At 65.5% G+C, this 20,388-nt stretch carries 18 protein-coding genes; 8 read left to right on the forward strand and 10 right to left on the reverse strand.

What is annotated here, in order from left to right:
- Positions 1–6 precede the first annotated feature (6 nt).
- The 8 genes from galE to wecB all read left to right on the forward strand — a co-directional run bounded on the left by galE (position 7) and on the right by wecB (position 8,495).
- Positions 7–1,026, forward strand: coding sequence for a UDP-glucose 4-epimerase GalE (galE, locus tag BMY53_RS04005; protein WP_092943933.1), 1,020 nt, complete (start codon positions 7–9; stop codon positions 1,024–1,026).
- Between the two features lie 42 nt (positions 1,027–1,068).
- Complete coding sequence (locus BMY53_RS04010) at positions 1,069–2,478, forward strand: mannose-1-phosphate guanylyltransferase/mannose-6-phosphate isomerase (RefSeq protein ID WP_092945079.1); 1,410 nt, start codon at positions 1,069–1,071, stop codon at positions 2,476–2,478.
- Positions 2,479–2,554: 76 nt separating this feature from the next.
- Positions 2,555–3,835 carry a nucleotide sugar dehydrogenase gene (locus BMY53_RS04015; RefSeq protein WP_092943935.1) on the forward strand — a complete coding sequence of 427 codons (1,281 nt, stop codon included), beginning with the start codon at positions 2,555–2,557 and terminating at the stop codon, positions 3,833–3,835.
- A 71-nt stretch (positions 3,836–3,906) separates the two neighbouring features.
- Positions 3,907–4,977 carry a dTDP-glucose 4,6-dehydratase gene (gene rfbB / locus BMY53_RS04020; protein WP_092943937.1) on the forward strand — a complete coding sequence of 357 codons (1,071 nt, stop codon included), beginning with the start codon at positions 3,907–3,909 and terminating at the stop codon, positions 4,975–4,977.
- Between the two features lie 11 nt (positions 4,978–4,988).
- Positions 4,989–5,870 carry a dTDP-4-dehydrorhamnose reductase gene (rfbD, locus tag BMY53_RS04025; RefSeq protein WP_092943939.1) on the forward strand — a complete coding sequence of 294 codons (882 nt, stop codon included), beginning with the start codon at positions 4,989–4,991 and terminating at the stop codon, positions 5,868–5,870.
- Between the two features lie 9 nt (positions 5,871–5,879).
- The gene (gene rfbA / locus BMY53_RS04030) at positions 5,880–6,788 is read left to right on the forward strand and encodes a glucose-1-phosphate thymidylyltransferase RfbA (protein ID WP_092943941.1); all 909 of its coding nucleotides are present in this window, start codon (positions 5,880–5,882) and stop codon (positions 6,786–6,788) included.
- Positions 6,788–7,339, forward strand: a complete 552-nt coding sequence (rfbC, locus tag BMY53_RS04035) for a dTDP-4-dehydrorhamnose 3,5-epimerase (RefSeq protein WP_092943943.1) — start codon at positions 6,788–6,790, stop codon at positions 7,337–7,339. The genes rfbA and rfbC overlap by 1 nt, the downstream gene beginning before the upstream one ends.
- Before the next feature lie 22 nt (positions 7,340–7,361).
- A complete protein-coding gene (gene wecB, locus BMY53_RS04040) occupies positions 7,362–8,495 on the forward strand; it encodes a non-hydrolyzing UDP-N-acetylglucosamine 2-epimerase (RefSeq protein ID WP_092943945.1) in 1,134 nt (377 codons plus the stop codon).
- Between the two features lie 215 nt (positions 8,496–8,710).
- Here the strand turns inward: wecB and kdsA are convergent, their stop codons facing one another.
- From kdsA to BMY53_RS04090, 10 genes are all read right to left on the reverse strand, one after another.
- Positions 8,711–9,550: a 3-deoxy-8-phosphooctulonate synthase gene (kdsA, locus tag BMY53_RS04045; RefSeq protein WP_092943947.1), complete on the reverse strand. Its 840-nt coding sequence runs from the start codon at positions 9,548–9,550 to the stop codon at positions 8,711–8,713.
- Positions 9,551–9,824: 274 nt separating this feature from the next.
- Positions 9,825–11,165 carry a UDP-glucose dehydrogenase family protein gene (locus BMY53_RS04050; protein WP_092943949.1) on the reverse strand — a complete coding sequence of 447 codons (1,341 nt, stop codon included), beginning with the start codon at positions 11,163–11,165 and terminating at the stop codon, positions 9,825–9,827.
- Between the two features lie 145 nt (positions 11,166–11,310).
- On the reverse strand, positions 11,311–12,318 hold the full coding sequence (locus tag BMY53_RS04055) for an NAD-dependent epimerase (RefSeq protein WP_092943951.1): 1,008 nt from the start codon (positions 12,316–12,318) through the stop codon (positions 11,311–11,313).
- A gap of 756 nt (positions 12,319–13,074) precedes the next feature.
- Positions 13,075–13,869, reverse strand: coding sequence for a glycosyltransferase family 2 protein (locus BMY53_RS04060; RefSeq protein ID WP_092943953.1), 795 nt, complete (start codon positions 13,867–13,869; stop codon positions 13,075–13,077).
- Between the two features lie 11 nt (positions 13,870–13,880).
- A complete protein-coding gene (locus tag BMY53_RS04065; protein ID WP_177200707.1) occupies positions 13,881–14,750 on the reverse strand; it encodes a glycosyltransferase family 2 protein in 870 nt (289 codons plus the stop codon).
- 53 nt (positions 14,751–14,803) lie between these two features.
- Complete coding sequence (locus BMY53_RS04070; protein WP_092943957.1) at positions 14,804–15,772, reverse strand: acyltransferase family protein; 969 nt, start codon at positions 15,770–15,772, stop codon at positions 14,804–14,806.
- Positions 15,769–17,193 (reverse strand): lipopolysaccharide biosynthesis protein, encoded by a 1,425-nt coding sequence (locus tag BMY53_RS04075; protein ID WP_092943959.1) that lies wholly within the window; start codon positions 17,191–17,193, stop codon positions 15,769–15,771. The genes BMY53_RS04070 and BMY53_RS04075 overlap by 4 nt, the downstream gene beginning before the upstream one ends.
- Before the next feature lie 5 nt (positions 17,194–17,198).
- Complete coding sequence (locus BMY53_RS04080) at positions 17,199–18,347, reverse strand: glycosyltransferase (RefSeq protein ID WP_092943961.1); 1,149 nt, start codon at positions 18,345–18,347, stop codon at positions 17,199–17,201.
- Positions 18,348–18,436: 89 nt separating this feature from the next.
- On the reverse strand, positions 18,437–19,516 hold the full coding sequence (locus BMY53_RS04085) for a glycosyltransferase family A protein (protein ID WP_092943963.1): 1,080 nt from the start codon (positions 19,514–19,516) through the stop codon (positions 18,437–18,439).
- Positions 19,517–19,573: 57 nt separating this feature from the next.
- The gene (locus tag BMY53_RS04090; protein WP_092943965.1) at positions 19,574–20,374 is read right to left on the reverse strand and encodes a WecB/TagA/CpsF family glycosyltransferase; all 801 of its coding nucleotides are present in this window, start codon (positions 20,372–20,374) and stop codon (positions 19,574–19,576) included.
- Between the last annotated feature and the right edge of the window lie 14 nt (positions 20,375–20,388).

A 20,388-nucleotide genomic window follows, 5' to 3' on the forward strand; every position in this document is an offset into this window, starting at 1 on the left:
ACCTTCATGAGCAACACCATCCTGTTGACCGGCGCGACCGGCTACATCGCCTCCCACACCTGGCTGGCCTTGCTGGCGGCGGGCTACCGCGTCATCGGCGTGGACAACTTCAGCAACAGCTCGCCCAAGGTGCTGGAGCGCCTGGCCGAACTCAGCGGCCAGACCCCGCTGTTCGAGAAGCTGGACGTGTGTGACGCCGCCGCGCTGGAAACCGTCTTTGCCGACTACAAGCCGGCGGCGGTGGTGCACTTCGCGGCCTACAAGGCGGTGGGTGAATCCACGGCCAAGCCGCTGAGCTACTACCGCAACAACCTGGACGGGCTGCTGACGGTGTGCGAGGTGATGCAGCGCCACGGCTGCAAGCGCATCGTCTTCTCCTCCAGCGCCACGGTCTACGGCCAGCCGCGTTCACTGCCGCTGCGTGAAGACGCCGAGCTGACGGCGGTGAACCCCTACGGCGCCACCAAACTGATTGGCGAAGGCATCCTGCGCGACCTGGGCGCGGCGGACGCCGAATGGCAGACCGCCTGCCTGCGTTATTTCAACCCCGTGGGTGCGCATGAAAGCGGCCGCATCGGCGAAGACCCGCGCGGCATCCCCAACAACCTGATGCCCTACGTGACCCAGGTGGCAGTGGGCCGGCGTGCGAAGCTGAGCGTGTTCGGCAACGACTACGACACCCCGGACGGCACGGGCGTGCGCGACTACATCCACGTCGTGGACCTGGCCGACGGCCACGTGGCAGCGCTGAAGTTCCTGCTGGAAGGCCAGGAATCCATCTGGGTGAACCTGGGCACCGGCCAGGGCTACAGCGTGCTGGACCTGGTGAAGGCCTTTGCCAAGGCCAGCGGCCGCGAGATTCCTTACGAGATCGTTGCACGCCGCCCGGGCGACGTGGCGGCCTGTTACGCCGACCCGGCACTGGCCCGCGAGCGGCTGGGCTGGACGGCCCGATACGACCTGCAGCGCATGTGCGAGGACAGCTGGCGCTGGCAGTCCAACAATCCCAACGGCTTTGAAGGTTGAGGGAGCAGCAGCTTGAGCAAGATCGATGTACAACCGGTGATCATGGCGGGCGGCAGCGGGACACGGCTGTGGCCGCTGTCGCGGGCCGGTTATCCGAAGCAGTTCCTGATCCTGAGCGGCAACAGCAGCCTGTTCCAGCAGGCGGCGGACCGGCTGGCCACCCTGGGTGCGGAGGACATTACCGTCGCCGCGCCGCTGGTGGTGGGCAATGAAGAACACCGCTTCATGGTGCTGGACCAGTTGCGCGAGCAGCGCCTCACCCCCGGTGCCGTTCTGCTGGAGCCGGTGGGCCGCAACACCGCGCCGGCCATCACGCTGGCCGCGCTGCAGGCGCTGCAGGCCGGCTCCGACCCGGTGCTGGTGGTGACCCCGGCGGACCAGACCGTCACCGATCCGGACGCCTTCACCACCGCCTTGCAGGACGCGATCCGCCAGGCCAGCGAGGGCGCCATCGTCATCCTGGGCATCACCCCGGACCGTCCGGAGACCGGCTATGGCTACATCCGCAGCCAGGCCGAAGGCACTGGCCTGCGGGTGGAAGCCTTTGTGGAAAAGCCGGACGCCGCCACCGCGCAGCGCTACCTGGACGAAGGCGCCTATTACTGGAACAGCGGCATGTTTGTGCTGCGTGCCTCGACCTGGCTCAAGGCCTTGCAGCGGTTCCGCCCGGACATCGAAACGGCCACCCGGGCCGCTTTCGACGCCCGCGCCACGGACGGTGCGTTTGTGCGCCCCGCCAAGGACGGTTTTGCCCAGGTGCCCAGCGAATCCATCGACTACGCGGTGATGGAGCGCTGCCCCGGCAGCGAATTCCCGCTGCGCATGGTGCCGCTGGACGCGGGCTGGAACGACCTGGGGGCGTGGGAAGCAGTCTGGCAGGTGGCCCCCAAGGACGACGCCGGCAATGCCAGCCGGGGAGACGCCATCATCACCGACAGCCGCAACACGCTGGTGCATGCCACCAGCCGGCTGGTGTCGGCGGTGGGGCTGGACAACATCGTGGTGGTCGAAACCCCGGACGCCGTGCTCGTGGCCGACCGCAGCAAGAGCCAGGACGTCAAGAAGATCGTCAACCAACTCACCGCCAGCCAGCGTGGCGAACAGAACCTGCACCGCAAGGTCCATCGGCCCTGGGGCTGGTATGACAGCATCGACATGGGCGAGCGCTTCCAGGTCAAGCGCATCATGGTCAAGCCGGGCGCCTCGCTCAGCCTGCAGATGCATCATCACCGGGCGGAGCACTGGATCGTGGTGTCTGGCACGGCCGAGGTCGTGAACGGTGAAAAAACCATCCTGCTGACGGAAAACCAGTCCACCTACATCCCGTTGGGCCAGGTGCACCGTTTGTCCAATCCGGGCAAGGTGCAGCTGGAGATCATCGAAGTCCAGTCGGGTTCTTATCTGGGCGAAGATGACATAGTTCGCTATCAAGACACCTACGGCCGCAACTGAGGGATCGGCGGCGCGCCAGAAACCGGCTACAAAGCTGGCCTGGAAAAGAAGCGCACGCTTGTAAGAGGAGAAGGCCGTGGCCGTGATTGCCGTTGTAGGTCTGGGATATGTGGGGCTGCCGCTGGTGGTCGAGTTTGGCAAGCTGGGCCGCACCATTGGGTTCGACATCTCGACCGACAAGGTCGAGAAATGCCGCGCGGGCACGGACCCCTCCCGGGAGCTGACGGACGAAGAGGTCCAGGCAGCCACCCACGCCGAATACCACAGCGATCCGGCCTGCCTGGCCGAGGCGGACGTCATCATCGTGGCCGTGCCCACGCCGGTGGATGCCGCCCACATTCCTGATTTCCGCCCGCTGGTGGGCGCGTCCGGCAGTGTCGGCCGGCACATGAAGCAAGGAGCGGTGGTGGTGTTTGAATCCACCGTCTATCCAGGGGCGACCGAGGAGGTCTGCATTCCGGTGCTCGAGCGTGAATCGGGCAAGACCTGGAAGCAGGACTTCTTTGTCGGCTACAGCCCGGAGCGCATCAACCCGGGCGACAAGGAACACACCCTCACCAAGATTCTGAAGATCGTCTCCGGCGACACGCCGCAGACGCTGGACGTCGTGGCGCGCACCTACGAGGCGATCATTCGCCCAGGCGTGCACCGGGCTTCCAGCATCAAGACGGCCGAGGCCGCCAAGGTGATCGAGAACACCCAGCGCGATCTGAACATCGCGCTGATGAACGAGCTGGCCATCATCTTCGACCGCATCGGCCTGGACACCTCCGAGGTGCTGGAAGCCGCCGGCACGAAGTGGAACTTCCTCAAGTTCAAGCCGGGACTGGTGGGCGGCCACTGCATTGGCGTGGACCCGTACTACCTCACCCACAAGGCCGACATGCTGGGCTACCACCCGCAGGTCATCCTGGCGGGCCGCCGCATCAACGATGGCATGGGCAAGTTCATCGCGGAACAGACCATCAAGCAGATGATTGCGGCCGGGAGCTACATCAAGGGTGCCAAGGTCAATGTGCTGGGGCTGACCTTCAAGGAGGACTGCGGTGACCTGCGCAACTCCAAGGTCATCGACATCATCCATGAGCTGCAGAGTTATGGCGTCGAGGTCTGGGTGACCGACCCGGCCGCCGAGGCGGACGAGGCCATGCATGAGTACGGCGTGAAGCTGCACCGCTTCGAGGACCTGCCCCGCGCCGACGCCATCGTGGCGGCGGTGGCCCACCGCGAGTACCGGGCGCTGGCCCTGGACGACCTCTGCGGCAAGCTGGTAGAGGGCGGCGCCTTCATCGACGTCAAGGCGGCGTTTAACAGCGACAATCTGCGGGCAGCCGGGCTGAAGGTCTGGCGCCTGTAGGGGTCCGTCCTTCCCCGGACGCGATCCGGCAGTCCTGAACTTGTGGGCGAACTCCCAGGGAAGAACGTGTCATGACGATCCTCGTCACCGGCGGTGCCGGCTTCATCGGCAGCAATTTCGTGCTCGACTGGCTGCGGTCGTCGGACGAGCAGGTCGTCAACCTGGACGCGTTGACCTACGCGGGCAACCTGGAGAACCTGGCCAGCTTGCAGGGCGACGCGCGCCACGTCTTTGTCCAGGGCGACATCTGCGACCGTGCCCTGCTGGATCAGTTGCTGGCCACGCACCGCCCGCGCGCCATCGTGCACTTTGCGGCGGAAAGCCATGTGGACCGCTCCATCTATGGCCCGGGTGCCTTCATGCGCACCAACGTCGAAGGCACCTTCACGCTGCTGGAGGCCGTACGTGCGCACTGGAACGGGCTGGACGGGGAGTTGAAGGCGGGCTTCCGTTTTCACCATGTCTCGACCGACGAGGTCTACGGCTCCTTGAAGCCGCAAGACCCGCCCTTCGCCGAGACCAACGCCTACGAGCCCAACAGCCCCTACTCCGCCTCCAAGGCGGCGAGCGACCACCTGGTCCGTGCCTGGCACCACACGTACGGCTTGCCGGTGGTCACCACAAATTGCAGCAATAACTACGGGCCCCTGCATTTCCCGGAAAAGCTGATTCCGCTGATGATCGTCAACGCCCTGGCCGGCAAGCCGCTGCCGGTGTATGGGGACGGCCAGCAGATCCGCGACTGGCTGTATGTGACGGATCACTGTTCCGGCATCCGCGCCGTGCTGGCCGGCGGCCAGTTGGGTGAGACCTACAACATCGGCGGCTGGAACGAGAAAGCCAACATCGACATCGTGAAGACGGTCTGCGCGCTGCTGGACGAGCTGCGCCCTGACCCGGCGGGCCCATACAGCCGCCTGATCACTTACGTGACCGACCGGCCCGGTCACGACCGCCGTTATGCCATTGACGCCCGCAAGATCGAGCGTGAGCTGGGCTGGCGGCCGGCCGAGACCTTCGAGACCGGCATCCGCAAGACGGTGCAGTGGTATTTGGCGAACGAAGACTGGGTGACACGGGTGCAGTCCGGTGCCTACCGTGACTGGGTGTCCAAGCAATACGGTTCCGGACCTCAAGCCTGAGGCTGCCCATCATGAAGATTCTCCTGTTGGGCAAGAACGGTCAGTTGGGCTGGGAGTTGCAGCGTGCACTGGCACCGTTGGGCACGCTGGTGGCGCTGGACCGTCATGAGGGTGGTGACCTCGCGGACAGCGCGGCGCTGGCCGCCACCGTGAAGCGTGTGGCCCCGGACGTGATCGTCAATGCGGCGGCCTACACGGCGGTGGACAAGGCCGAATCGGACGTGGAGGCGGCTCAGCAGATCAATGCTGCTGCGGCCGGCGTGCTGGCCCGGGAGGCGAAGGCCCTGGGCGCGCTGCTGGTTCACTACAGCACCGACTATGTGTTTGATGGCAGCGGCGAGTTGCCACGGAACGAGGACGCGGCCACCGGACCGCTGAGCGTCTACGGGCGCACCAAGCTTGAAGGCGAACAGTTGATCCAGGCCAGCGGCGCGGATGCGCTGGTGCTGCGCACGAGCTGGGTGTATGCGGCCCGTGGTGGCAACTTCGCCAAGACCATGCTGCGCCTGGCGGCGGAGCGGGATCAGCTCAAGGTGGTGGCGGACCAGATCGGCGCGCCCACGGGTGCCGATCTGCTGGCCGACCTGACGGCTCATCTGGTGCGGGCCACGTGGGCGGACCGCTCGCTGGCGGGGGTGTATCACGCCGTGGCCAGCGGCGAGACCAGTTGGCACGCGTACGCGCAGCATGTGCTGCGCCGGGCGGTGGCCAAGGGTGTGGTGCTCAAGGTGGCGCCGGACCAGGTGCAGGCCATCCCGACCTCGGCCTACCCGGTGCCGGCGCCGCGGCCGTTGAATTCGCGGCTGGACAATGGCCGGCTGCAGCAGCGCTTCGGCCTGGTGCTGCCGCAGTGGCAAGCGGGCGTGGACCGCATGCTCGACGAGATTCTCTGAGGAACTTCCATGGCGACGACCTCTCCGACTTCCCCCCCGTCCCGCAAGGGCATCATCTTGGCGGGTGGTTCTGGCACGCGGCTGCATCCGGCCACGCTGGCGCTCAGCAAGCAGTTGCTGCCGGTGTATGACAAGCCGATGGTGTATTACCCGCTCAGCACCCTGATGCTGGCGGGCATGCGCGACATCCTGCTCATCAGCACGCCGCAGGACCTGCCGCGCTTTGAAGCCTTGCTGGGCGACGGTTCCCGCTGGGGCATCAATCTCCAGTACTGCGTGCAGCCCAGTCCGGACGGACTGGCGCAGGCCTTCATCCTGGGCCGTGACTTCATCCAGGGTGCGCCCAGCGCGCTGGTGCTGGGAGACAACATCTTCTATGGCCACGATCTTCTGGGCCTGTTGAGCTCGGCCAATGCGCGGACCGACTGCGCCACCGTGTTCGCCTATCACGTGCAGGATCCGGAGCGGTATGGGGTGGTGGCGTTTGATGGTGACAAGCGCGCGATCAGCATTGAAGAAAAGCCCCAGGTTCCGAAGAGCAACTATGCGGTGACGGGGCTGTATTTCTACGACCAGCAGGTCTGCGACATTGCGGCGGACATCAAGCCCAGCCCGCGCGGCGAGCTTGAGATCACGGACGTGAACGCCCGTTATCTGGCGCAACAGCAGTTGCAGGTGGAGATCATGGGCCGGGGATATGCCTGGCTGGACACTGGCACGCATGACAGCCTGCTGGAAGCGGGGCAGTTCATTGCCACGCTGGAGAAGCGCCAGGGCTTGAAGGTGGCGTGTCCGGAAGAGATTGCCTACCGGCAGGGCTGGATCACGGCGGAACAGCTGGAGCGTCTGGCGCTGCCGATGCTGAAGAATGGTTACGGCCAATACCTGAAGCAACTGCTCAACGAGAAAGTGTTTTGATGAACGTCATTCCGACTGCCTTGCCTGAGGTCTTGATTCTGGAGCCGAAGGTGTTCGGGGATGCGCGCGGCTTCTTCATGGAGAGCTGGACCGAGCCGAAGTTCAATGCGGCGGTGGGCCACGACGTGCGTTTTGTGCAGGACAACCATTCGCGTTCGAGCCGGGGAGTTCTGCGTGGCCTGCACTTCCAGTTGCCGCCGCATGCCCAGGGCAAGCTGGTGCGTTGCACGGCGGGGGCCGTCTTTGACGTGGCGGTGGACATGCGCCGTTCCAGCCCGAATTTCGGGAAGTGGGCGGGTGTGGAGCTCAGTGGCGAGAACCATCGCCAGTTGTGGATTCCGCCGGGTTTTGCGCACGGGTTCCTGGTGCTGAGCGGGACGGCGGACTTTCTCTACAAGACGACGGATCTGTACGCGCCGCAGGCGGAGGGTTCGGTGCGTTGGGATGATCCGGCGATCGGGATCGTCTGGCCCGACACGGGTGTGACGCCGAAGCTGGCGGACAAGGACGCGTTGGCGCCGTTGCTGGCGGACGCGAAGTTCTTCGACTGATTTGGACGGAGCGGTACCGGGCATGCGCACTGCACCGCTGCTTCATCTGATTGCCGGCGCGCGGCCCAACTTCATGAAGTTGGCACCGTTGGTGCGGGCCTTGCGGGCGGATGGCCATCTGGCCTGGCGGCTGGTTCACACGGGGCAGCATCACGACCACGCGATGAGTGGTGTGTTCTTCGAGGAGCTGGGGCTGCCGCCGCCCGACATGTCGCTGAACTGCCATGGCGGGAGCCATGCGCAGCTGACGGCGCGCATCATGCAGGCCTATGAGCCGGTGGTGGTGGCGGACCGGCCGGCGGCCTGTGTGGTCGTCGGCGACGTGGACTCGACCCTGGCGTGTGCATTGACGGCACGCAAGCTGGGGGTGCGGGTGGCACATGTGGAAGCGGGGCTGCGCAGCGGGGATATGTCGATGCCGGAGGAGATCAACCGGCGGGCGACGGATGCGTTGTCGGACTGGCTGTTCACGACGGAGCCCAGTGCGACGGCGCATTTGCGGCGTGAGGGTCATCCGGAGTCCCACATCCATGAGGTGGGGCATGTGATGGTGGACAACCTGCTGTATCAGCATCGGCAGGTGGTGGGGGCGGATCGGGCTGGGTGGGCGGGGCGCGCTGAGCAGGAGGCTGCGTTGGCTGCTGTTGGTCGGTACGGGGTGGTGACCTTGCATCGGCCGTCGAATGTGGACGATGCGGGGCAGTTGGCCGCATTGCTGGGGGCGCTGGGGCGACTGTCGGAGCGGTTGCCGCTGCTGTTCCCGGTGCATCCGCGGACACGGGGGCGGATCGAGGCCTTGTCGTTGGACTTGCCCTCGTCGCTGGTGCTGCTGTCCCCGTTGTCGTATCAGCCGTTTCTCTCTTTGTGGAGTGGGGCGGCGGTGGTGTTGACCGACAGCGGTGGTCTGCAGGAAGAAACCACCGCGCTGGGGGTGCCCTGCCTCACGATTCGTGAGAATACGGAGCGGCCAATCACCGTGGAGATGGGGACCAACCGGCTGGTGGGGACCGACGCCACCACCGTGCTGACGATGGCGCATGCGCTGTTGGATGCGCTGGAAGGCGGGCTCTGGGCCGGTGGTCGGCGACCGCCGCTCTGGGATGGGAGCGCCTCGTCGCGGATCGTCTCGGTGTTGAGTTCTGCGCTGGTTCTCTGACTACGCCAGAAGGCGCCACTCCGGGCACCTTTTGCTCCATGCCAGGGGCCAGTGGCCCTGGCCTTCGCTAGGCACAAACAGTCCACTGGACTGTTTGTATCCGAGCTCAGTCCTCCGCCCGCTCCGCGGTCTCCCCCGGATACTTACGCAAAAAGCACCCGGAGCGTCACCTTCCGAACAGGTGACTGCCACGAGTGCCTGTGCGCGGGTGGAGGTCAGTTCGTGTCGAGCGCCGGCATCGACTTGACGAGGTCGTCGATGGCCTTGACCTGTTGGAGGAAGGGCTTGAGTTGCGACAGGCGCAGGGCGCTGGGGCCGTCGCAGCGGGCTTCCTCGGGCTTGGGGTGTGCTTCGAGGAAGAGGCCGGCGAGGCCCACGGCCATGCCGGCGCGGGCGAGTTCGGTGACCTGGCCACGGCGGCCGCCGGAGGCGGCTGCGCCGGATTCGCGCTGTTGCAGGGCATGGGTCACGTCGAAGATCACTGGCTTGTTGCCGCTGACCTGTTTCATCACACCAAAGCCCAGCATGTCCACCACGAGGTTGTCGTAGCCGAATTGGGCACCGCGGTCGCACAGCAGCACGTTGGTGTTGCCGCCTTCTTCGAACTTCTCCACGATGTTCTTCATCTGCGGCGGGCTCACGAACTGCGGCTTCTTGATGTTGATCACCTTGCCGGTCTTGGCCAGTGCAATCACCAGGTCCGTCTGGCGCGCCAGGAACGCTGGCAACTGCAGGACGTCACACACGGCGGCCACTTCGGCGGCCTGGTGAGGCTCATGCACGTCGGTCAGCACCGGCACGTTGTGGGCCTTCTTCACCGCCTCGAAGATCTTCAGGCCCTGTTCCAGGCCTGGGCCCCGATACGACTTGATGGAAGAACGGTTGGCCTTGTCGAACGACGCCTTGAACACATAAGGAATGCCCAGTTCCTGCGTCACGCGCACGTACTCGCCGCACACGTCCACCGCGAACTGCTCGGATTCCAGCACGTTGACGCCGCCAAACAGCACGAACGGCAGCGCGTTGTCGACCTGGATGTTGTTGATCTTGACCATGGGGGTGATGACTTCCGGAATGAGACCGGAAGTATCCCATCTTGGCAGCGCCAAGGCCCCCATCCCCCCTGCCCAAGGGAAGGCACCCACCAGCACCCGAGGCAGTCAAGCAGACCGGAAGGTGACGGCCCGGGTGCCTTTTGCGGAAGTCAAGGGAGGAATGGCCCGCAGGGCGGGACAGGAGGGACAGGAGGGACATGAAGCAAAAGGTGCCCGGGCCGGCGCCTTCCAGCGCACGAACCCAAGGCACCCTCAAAAGCCCCACAAGAGCGAGTTAACGCGCCGCGATCTTCCCACTCCGCCCGATCGGGAAGTGCTCAATCCCCAGCGACTTCATCAACGCCGGCTCATACAGATTCCGGCCGTCAAACACCACCGGCTGTTTCAGATCGGTCTTGAACTTGTCGAAGTCCGGCGTCCGGAATTCCTTCCACTCCGTCACGATGATCAGCGCATCGGCCTCTGCCAGCGCGTGTTCGGCGCGTTCGCAGAAGCTCACGCCCGGGTTGGTCGACAGCAGCCGGGAGGCTTCGCTCATCGCCACCGGATCGTAGGCCGCGATCGCGGCGCCGCGCTTGGTCAGTCCTTCGATGATGGTCAGCGCCGGCGCCTCACGCATATCGTCGGTGTTGGGCTTGAATGCCAGCCCCCACAGCGCAAACCGCTTGCCCGCCAGATCTTCGCCGAAGCGCTCCACCACCTTCTCCACCAGCACCAGCTTCTGCCGGTCATTGGCGTCTTCCACCGCATTCAGCACCTGCAGCTCCTGGCCGTATTCACGGCCGGTGCGCACCAGCGCCTTCACGTCCTTCGGGAAGCACGAACCGCCATAACCGGCGCCCGCATACAGGAACTGATAACCGATGCGCGGGTCCGAACCAATCCCGCGGCGCACCAGCTCAATATCCGCCCCCACCTTCTCGGCCAGCAGTGCCAGCTCGTTCATGAAGGAGATGCGGGTGGCCAACATCGCATTGGCGGCGTACTTCGTGAACTCGGCGCTCTTCACGTCCATCACCATCAGCCGGTCGTGGCTGCGGGTGAACGGGGCATAGAGCGCGCGCATCATCAGCGTGGCCTGCTCATCGTCCGAGCCCACGATGATGCGGTCCGGCTTCATGAAGTCGTCCACCGCAGCGCCTTCCTTCAGGAACTCCGGGTTCGACACCACCGCGAAATTCGCCGTCGCGCCGCGCTTGGCCAACTCCTCGCGGATGGCAGCGTCCACCTTGCTGGCCGTGCCCACCGGCACCGTGCTCTTGTCCACCACCACCTTGTAATCGGTCATGCGCTGACCGATGGAACGCGCAGCCGCCAGCACATATTGCAGGTCGGCTGAGCCATCTTCACCCGGGGGCGTGCCCACCGCGATGAACAGGACGGTGCCGTGGTTCACCGCCACATCCACATCCGTCGTGAACTGCAGGCGGCCGGCGGCCACATTGCGCGCCACCACAGCGTCCAGGCCGGGTTCGTGGATGGGGATGCCACCCTCGTTCAGCACACGGATCTTGTCGGGATTCACGTCGAGGCACACCACGTGGTTGCCCATTTCGGCCAGACAAGCGCCCGTGACCAGGCCCACATAGCCGGTGCCAATCGTCGTTACTTTCATGCGATAACTCCCAGGGGTCATTCCAAATACTGCCCAGATTCAGAGGCCTCCGCGCCACCAGGGGCGGCCCGGAGGAATTCATTGATGCCGGCGCCCGGTGAGCAAACCGGATGCCAGCATCGCCGACAAACGTCGGCGTTCTGTCTCAGATCTTGTAATAGTCTCGATACCACGCAACAAAGCGCTTCACGCCTTCCGGCACCGGCATCGCGGGACGGAAGCCGGTCCACGCGGCCAGCTCTTCCACATCGGCGTGGGTGGCGGGCACGTCACCATCCTGCAGCGGCAGGAATTCTTTCTTCGCCTCCTGGCCCAGCGCCTGCTCGATGGCTTCGATGAAGCCCATCAGCGGAATCGGATTGTGGTTGCCGATGTTGAATACCCGGTACGGCGCGCTTGAACGGGCGGGGTCCGCCTGCACGGGATCGTAGTCGGGATCCGTGGTGGCGGTGCGGTCAAGCACCCGCACAACACCTTCAGCGATGTCGTCGATGTAGGTGAAGTCGCGAATCATCTGCCCATGGTTGAACACCTTGATCGGCTCACCGGCCAGGATGGCCTTGGTGAACAGAAACAGGGCCATATCCGGCCGGCCCCAGGGGCCGTACACGGTGAAGAACCGCAGGCCGGTGGTGGGCAGGTTGAACAGGTGGCTGTAGGTGTGCGCCATCAGCTCGTTGGCCTTCTTCGTCGCCGCATACAGGCTCACGGGATGGTCCACGCTGTGATGCTCGCTGAACGGCATCAGGGTGTTGCCGCCGTACACGCTGGAGCTGGAGGCATAGACCAGGTGGTCCACGCTGTGATGGCGGCAGCCTTCCAGGATGTTGGTGAAGCCGGAGATGTTCGACTCGATATACGCATGCGGATTCACGAGCGAATAGCGCACGCCGGCTTGTGCTGCCAGGTGCACCACGCGGTCGAAGCCATGGTCGGCAAACAGCTTGGCCATGCCTTCACGGTCGGCCACGTCCAGTTGCACAAACGAAAAGGACGGATGCGGCGTCAACCGGGCCAGACGGGCGTGTTTCAGCGTCGGGTCGTAGTAATCGTTGAGGTTGTCCACGCCCACCACCTGATCCCCACGCGCGAGCAGGATTTGGCTGACATGCATGCCGATGAAGCCGGCCGCGCCGGTAACGAGTACTTTCACGAGATCTCCCGATCGCTGCTCTCAACGACCCTATTTTCGGGCCAATAGGACTTCAACTTTCTTTCTTGGCCCCCCTCAGAGGGGTGGCTGAGAATCCTGCTTGAGTTGGCGTCGGAGCGCCCGGCGGTATGCGCCTGCCTGTGGGGGTGTGCGTCCGGAGGTCTTGCTGGGTCCGTTCCCAATAATTTGTCTCCCTTCGGGTGGTGGCTCCTGCTTGAGTTGGCGTCGGAGCGCCCGGCGGTATGCGCCTGCCTGTGGGGGTGCGAATCCGGAGGTCTTGGGGGCTCCGCCCCCAAGACTCCCTTCCGGTGCTCGGACTGCGAGGCGGCCGTCCAACTCCCTCCGCTCACCTTCGGCTCGCTACGGTCAAACATGTGCCGGCCAGTCAGATGTTGAAACGCGCTCCGCGCGCGCCTCACAGTCCTGCGCTCCTCAGCTCCTCCCACGCACCCCCACAGGCAGGCGCATACCGCCTCCCCACCCAGCAACGTACTGCCACCAGCCCACCCTCCCCACCGATCAAAACCAACACCAACACCAACACCAACACCAGTGGCAGTGGCAGTGGCAGTGGCAGTGGCAGTGGCAGTAGGAGTGGCGGTGGCGGTCCTCGCTATCGGAAGCCGACGAGCCGGGGGGTATTTGCGTAAGTCAAGGAAGGAATGGCTGGCGAAGCCAGACAGGAGGGACATGGAGCAAATACCCCCCGGCTCGGCGGCTTCCAGCGCGGACAAAGAAAGCTTCTCCATCCCCAGCTCAAAAGTATTTTGACGTGCCATGCGGCGCCCTGAACCACATCAAGAACAGCCCCCGCGCGATCTCCCAATGCATGAGAGCCCGCTTCTTCCGCCCACGAACAAAGGCCAACAGCGCCCGTCCCAACCGAGACGCGATCTTGTCGGGCCACCGATTCCGCGGATACGCAAAGTAGGCAATCGCCAACTCCTCGTTGATCACCTTGCGCTCATTGAGATGCGGGTTCTCGTACTTCACATCCAGCCGATCGCACCGCAGCACCTTCCCGTGATGCGACTTGAAATACCAGGCGGCCCACTCCTGGTCCTCGGCAGAAAACACATCGGCCCGGAACGGCCGGGCCTTCACCAGCGCGGTGGGCAGATAAGCGCAGGCGTTGGACAAACCGTTGTAGCCGTCGAACTCTGCCGGCCCGATCAGGGTGTCCCGGTTCACACCCTCATGCGCGAACCGCCAATACACCACCTCGGCCCCCACCGCCTGTGCCGCCTTCAAGCTGTCTTCAACCACGGACGGCCCCGCCAGGCACACATGCGCACTGATCAGCAACGCATGAGCTTCCTCAACCGCTGCCATCCCCACATTGATCGCCAGCGAGAAATTGAACGGCCCGTCCGGATACGGCACCACCTCGCCCAGCCGCTGCAGCTGCGCCCGCACCGCCGGGCTGCGCGACGAATCCACCAACACGATGCGCGCCGGTGGGCACGTCTGCGCCTTCAGGCCCGCCACCACCGCTTCCAACAGCGGTGTGTAGACATGCGTGCGGATCACCGCGGCATACTCAGCCCGCATACGCCGGTCTCTCAGACCTTCGCCGGTTCGCGCAGCCAGCGCCGCACCATCTGGTACCAGCCCTCGGCCCACCAACCCAGCTTCATGAACTGGCGCATGTCCGTCGCATCCGGCCGGAAGCCGTAATACTCCGAGAACACCTGCAGCAACATCAACTGCATCACCCGCCCATTGTTCTGCCCGTGCTTGGCAAACATCAGTTGGCAGGCACGCAGCACCTTCTGCTTGGACTTCGACGAAATCCGGTCCGGCCGCGGCGACACATCAAACACATAGGTCGGCAGGTCCAGCAAACGTGCCGGCCCATGCAGCTTCAGGATGCGGTAGAAGAACTCCAGGTCCTGCCACGCCGGCATCTCTTCATCAAACAAGCCCGCCGAAATAAAACGCTCCCGGGGCCCGAACAACTGATTGCCCACGTGGTTGGCGTCCAGCATCATCTCCGCCGTGCAACGCCCCACCTTGGCGCTGTACCAGGCCCGGTCGCCGCTACGGAATTCGTACTGCACATACAGCATGGACGGGTCGTCCCCCATCGACGTCAGCAGCTGCCAATAGGCCAGCAACGCCTCGATGTGGTGGGGCTTGAACTCGTCATCATCGTCCAGGCCCGTCAGGAACACACCGGTGGACGCACGGATCGCCTCATTGCGGGCCGCACACGCGCCCTTGCCCTTCTCATGCCGCAACACCTTCAACCGCGGGTCGCGCTGCGCCATCTCGGTCAGGTAAGCAGGCGTCTCGTCGGTCGAACCATCGTCCACCACCACCAGCTCCACATTCCGATAGGTCTGCCCCAGCACCGACTCCACCGCGGCGCGCATCGACGCCAGCCGGTTCTGCGTCGGCATGTAGACCGAGACCAAGGGCAATTCACTCATGAACATTTCTCACATCAAAGATCGGTGAGGCGCTGCGGCTGCGGAACCAATGTTCATCGCCCATCCAACACCGCCTTGCCCTTCGGGAACAGGTGTTCCGAAGCCCACAGTAACAGCAGGGTCAGCACCGCCGCCCCCAGCCACAACACATCGCTGCGGCGCACACCCGCCACCCGCAGCAGCTCGATGATCATCGGATGCAGCAGGTACAGGCCCAGCGCATAACGCCGGCCCCAGCCCGCCAGCCGCTCCAGCCCCGCCGAGGCCGGCAGCGCCAGCCCCAACGCCAATGCCGCAACACCGAGCACCACGGCGCCGACATGCAGTTGCATCTCCGCAGGCTCGCCACCCTTGAAGCGCACCGCCAACGCCTGCAGCACCATCAGCACCAGGCCCGCCACCAGCAGCACCGGCCACCGCCGTGCCAAGGCTTCTCGCGGCACGCTCGCAAGCTTGATGCCAAGCCACACCATCGCCACACCCGAGAGGAAGCGGCTTGCAAACATCGTGGGCCAGTCAATGCGGCCCATCGCAAACATCGAATCCAGGCCGCTGCAACCCAGCAGCACCACGCCAATGCCCCACCAGGCCGCACGCGGCTGCCACCAGTCGGGCCGGGCCGCCGCCAGCAGCAGGCCCGCCAGCGCGGCATGCATGAACCACAGGTGGCCCCACGCGCCTCGCACGATGAATTCCGGCGAAATCATGCGCTCCACCCCGCCGCGCAGCCCCAGCTGCAGCAGGTTGAGCACGCCATACAGCACCGTGCACACCAGGGTGATCTGCAACAGCCGCCCGGACGTGACCAGCGCGGTCGGCCCGATCAAGGCCCGCTGCCCGATGAAGAAGCCCATCACCAGGAAGAAGAAGGGCACCACCCAGCGGCTCATCGCCCGGCTGACCTCCATCAACGCATGCGGCCATTCCGGAAACAGCCCCACATGCAGCCCCACCACCAGCACCGCACCAAAGATGCGCAGTGCATCAATACCGGGCAGGCGCGAACCTGATCCATCACTCATGACTTGCCTTTCAGCGTCCTGAGCAGGCTCTGCGGAGACAGGCCGAATGCCAGCCCCAACACGCCCAGGTACACCGCGGCGCCAACGGCAATCAGCATGCCGAGCTGCAGCTTCAGTGGTAACACGATGTGCTCGAAACCGATGCCGGCCCCATACAGCACCAGCGCCATCACCACCGAAGACACCACCGGCGCCTTCATCTGACGCCACAGCGGGCCCGGCGTGGCCTGAAGCCAGCGGCCCATGCAGACCACCGTCACGACGAAGTTCACCGAGTTCGCCACGAAGTAACCCGCCGCTACACCCACCACGCCGTATTGCGCACCGAGGAAGAACCCCGCCAGCACCGTCGCCGTGTTGAAGATGCCCAGCTGGAACAGCGCCGCCGTACGGCCCTGCGATGTCAGCGTGCTGCCGATGGTGCTCATCAGCGACTGCATGATGCCCACCGGCGCCAGCCAGCCCAGCAGCGGCGCCACGATGGCCCACTTGGCGCTCAGCACCACAGCCACAAACGGATCACGCAGCGACCACAGCCCCACCATGATGGGCATGCTCAGCAGGGCAATGCCACCCAGCACCTTGAAGTAAACCTCACGCACCGCCGGCAGATCGTCCTGGATGCCGCTCAGGCGCGGCAGAAGGGCTCGCCCCACCACCCAGCTCATGTGCTGCACCGGGAACAGCATCAGCTTGTAGGCCATGCCGTACTGGCCCAGCGGGCCCGCCCCCAGCATGCGGCCGATGATCATGCTGTCCGCATTGCGGGCAAAGTAGTTGATGAAGTTGAAGGCCGTGAGGCTGCCGCTGAATCCCCACAGGGAGCGGAACTCCTCGCGGCTCCATTGCCGCCCCGGCTTGAAACCGGACTTGAACCACAACCAGGTGCTGCTCACGCCAATGGTGAACAGCGACGGCACCACAAACGCGTACACGCCCCAACCCGCCAGCGCACAGCCGATGGACAGGCACAGCCCGCCCACCTGCGTGAAGACATCCAGGATGGCCAGTTCACGGAAGCGCGCATGCCGCTCCATCCAGGCCTGATGCACCGCCGTCACCGCGCCCAGCGGGAAGCCGAGCGACATCAGCAGCATCACCGGGAACAGCTCCGGCTCGCGGAAGAACAGCGAGATGGGATAGGCGGCCGCCGCCAGGATCAGCCCCAGGCCGAGGCCCATGGCCACATTCAGCCAGAAAACCGTGTCCGCCAGCACAGGCGAGAGGTTCTTGCGCTGGATGATGGCCGCGCCGGTGCCCAGGTCCCGCAGCAGGCTGGCGAAGGTGAGCATTACGCCGGCCAGCGCCATGACCCCATAGGCCGACGGCGGCAGCAGCCGCGACAGCACCACCACGCTGACCAGTTGGCCCAGCACCTTGCTGGCCTGCGCCACGCTCAGCCAGCGCACGCTGTGCATCATGCCGCTCAACGCGCACCTCCCGCACGCGCGCTGTAGAAGGACTCCAGCGCCCGTTGGCAGACCTGGATGTCGAACTTGCGAGTGGCCAGTTCACGCGCGGCCCGGCCCATGGCATTGCACAACGCCGGGTCGCCCAGCAGGCGGTTGAGTTGCGCGGCCAGGGCCTCAGGATCCCCTTCGGGAAACGCGAAGCCGCTGCGGTCCGGCTCGATGCCTTCATCACGCCCGCCCATGGCCGAAGTCACCACCGGGACGCCACAGGCCTGCGCCTCCAGGATGGAGATGGGCAGCCCCTCCGCATCACCGGACTGGCTGACGACACTGGGCAGGCAGAAGATCTTGGCGGTGGCCAGCAGCTCGCGCACCACGTGGCTGGGCTGGGCGCCCAGGAAGTCCACCGGCACGTCCAGCCTTTGCGCCAGAGCCTCCATGCGTTCACGCAAGGGGCCGTCCCCCACCACCTTCACACGGGCCTGCGGGAAGCGCTGGTGCACCTGGCTCATGGCGCGGATCAACACCTCCAGGCCCTTCTTCTCCACCTGGCGGCCGACAAAGAGAATGTGCGGCTCACGCTCGCCCGCAGGCAGGCCGGAGGGCGAAAACGCCTGTGTATCCACGCCGATGAACAGCGTGTGCAGCTTCTCGGGGTCGATGCCATAGGCGGCGATGGCCTGGGCCCTCACGGCCTCGGAGACGGCGATGAAGGACACGCGCGGGTCCTGGGCCATGGCGCGCAGGCGCTGCGGATAGTCACGCATGTGCTCGCCGCCCTGCCCGCTCTCCCACCAGTCCGGCCGGGTATGGATGTCGTAGCCGTGCAGCGTGACCGCCACCGGCAGGCCCAGACCCTTGAGCCACGGCCAGGCTTGCACCGCATCAGTGGCGAAGTGCACGTGCGCCACAGCCGGCCGCTCACCATCGCCATCCGGCGCCATGAGGCGGCTCAAGGCCGCCGGCATGGGCCAGCCGAGCCGGCGGTACAGGCGCCAGCCCAGGGCCTCGGCCGCGCTGGCCGGCACCAGGTCCAGCACCTGGTAGTCCAGGCCCTCCAGCGACAGCCCGTTGGGACACAGGCGCTGCCCCACCAGGGTGGCTCGCCAGTCCCTCAGGTGCAGCGCCTGCTGGCGCACGAAGGTCTCGGAAAGCGGCAGCAATTCATCTCGAACGACAAGAACTCGTCTCAATCGGATTTCCCTCAAATCAATTCTTCATCGGGCCGCAGGCGCAGCGCCGCTGGTGTTCTTCAGGTCGGCACCGGCTCCATCTGGAGCCGTGCCCGGCCACGGATCTGCTGCTTGAGTGCATTCATCGCCGTGCGCATTTCCCAGGGGTCGGCGCGCCCGCCCAGGCCGAAACGCAGGGCCCGCGAGGCCAGCCCCAGCGGGTGGCGGTCCACAAAGGTACGGCGCCAGCGCAGTTCACGCTCGGCGGCCTCGCCCGTCCACGCCACACCGGCGCGCGCCAGCGTGTGCACCATGCGGGCATAGTCCTGCGCATAGTCGCGGCGGCCCTGCACGTCGATCAGCGCCTGGCCATGCGAGCAGAACGGCACCGGATCAAAGGCCGCCTGCCCTGCCCAGCGGGACAGCAGCCCGCCCAGATGGCGCGAGATGCGGCCGGACATCTGCAACTGGTCCCAATACTTCTGCCGGCTGACACTGCCCGAATGGAAGCGGTAGCGCAGCACGTTCTGCGGCAGGTTGACCCCCTGGCGCTGCAGCGCGATTTCGCCGAAGAGCAGGTAGTCTTCGGCCAGGTTGGGCACCTGGATGTCGGCCTGTGGATCGGTGCTGCGGAACATCGACTGGCCGTAGCGGATGCCGCGGTCCGCCACCGCCTGGCTGCGCAGGCTGATCGTGGGGTGTGCAAACACGTTGCGGAACAGCGCACAACGGGCCAGCTCCTCCTTGTCGGTCGGGTGCTTCATCACACCGATCTCGCGGCCCTGCGCGTCGATCATGATGGACTGCCCGCCCACCAGCACCACGTCGGCATCGCGCTCGAAGGCGGCATGCGTCAGTGCCATGCGTTCCGGCAGGCATTCGTCATCCGCATCCATGCGCAGCAGGTAAGGCGCCTCGACCAGACCCAGCCCCTCGTTGAGCAGACCGGCCAGGCCAGGGGCGTGCGGAAAGGGATGCAACTCGATGCGCGGGTCCTGCGCAGCCGCGCGAGCCACGATCTCGGCGGTGCGGTCGGTGGAGCCATGGTCCAGCACCACCAGCCGCCAGTCGCGTTCAGTCTGCGCCTGCACGCTGGCCAGCGCCTGGCTCAGGAAGGCCTCGCCGTTCTTCACCGGCATCAGCACATCAAACAAGGCCATGCATGCCCCTCGGTCCGTTCATTCGATTCAATCGGTTGTTCACGTGGCAGCGCCGCTTCATCGCGCCATGTGCTTCTTGGCACGCGCCGCCCGCCACAGCAGGCCCAGCGCGAAGGGGATGCCGTCCACCAGATAACGGCGCGCCAGCCGGCCGGGCTCCTGCACCAGCCGGTGCACCCATTCCAGGCCGCTGCGCTGCATCCAGCCCGGCGCACGCTGCACATCGCCGGCCACGAAGCTGAAGCTCACGCCCACGCCCAGGAACCAGGCCTGAGGCGCCAGCGGCCGCAGCCGGGCAATGGTCTTCTCCTGCTTGGGCGAGCCCAGGCCGATGAAGACGATCTGGGGCTGCCAGTCGGTCAGCAACTGCTCCAGGCGGGCCATCTCGGCCGGCTGCTGCTCAAACCCGAAGGGCGGGCACAGGCAACGCACGGTGGCCTCGCGGCCCTGCGGCACCAGCCGCGCAGCGGCGGCTTCGGCAGAACCTTCGTTGCCACCGATCAGCGCCAGGCGCAGGCCCGCGGCATGGCCGCGCTCGACCAGTTGCACAAAGAGGTCGGACCCCGTCAGGCGTGCCGGCAGGGGGGTGCCCTGCAATTGGCTGGCCCAGACGATGGGGCGGCCGTCGGCGGTGAAGACATTGGCGTCCGCCACCAGGGCCCGGAACTCGGGCTCCAGGCGCCAGCGGCGCAGGATGTCCACATTGGGGGTCACCACCCAGCCGCCGCGCCCGGCCTGGGCCTCGGTGACGATGTGGTCCGCCAGTTGCGACACGGTCGAGTTCACGAAAGGCAGCCCGTCCACCGCGATGGTGGGCAGGACAGGGGCGGGAGCATTCATCGGCAAGGTCGCACTCATGAGGTGAAAGGTCC

Source organism: Roseateles sp. YR242 (assembly GCF_900109745.1).
Taxonomy (GTDB): domain Bacteria; phylum Pseudomonadota; class Gammaproteobacteria; order Burkholderiales; family Burkholderiaceae_C; genus Roseateles.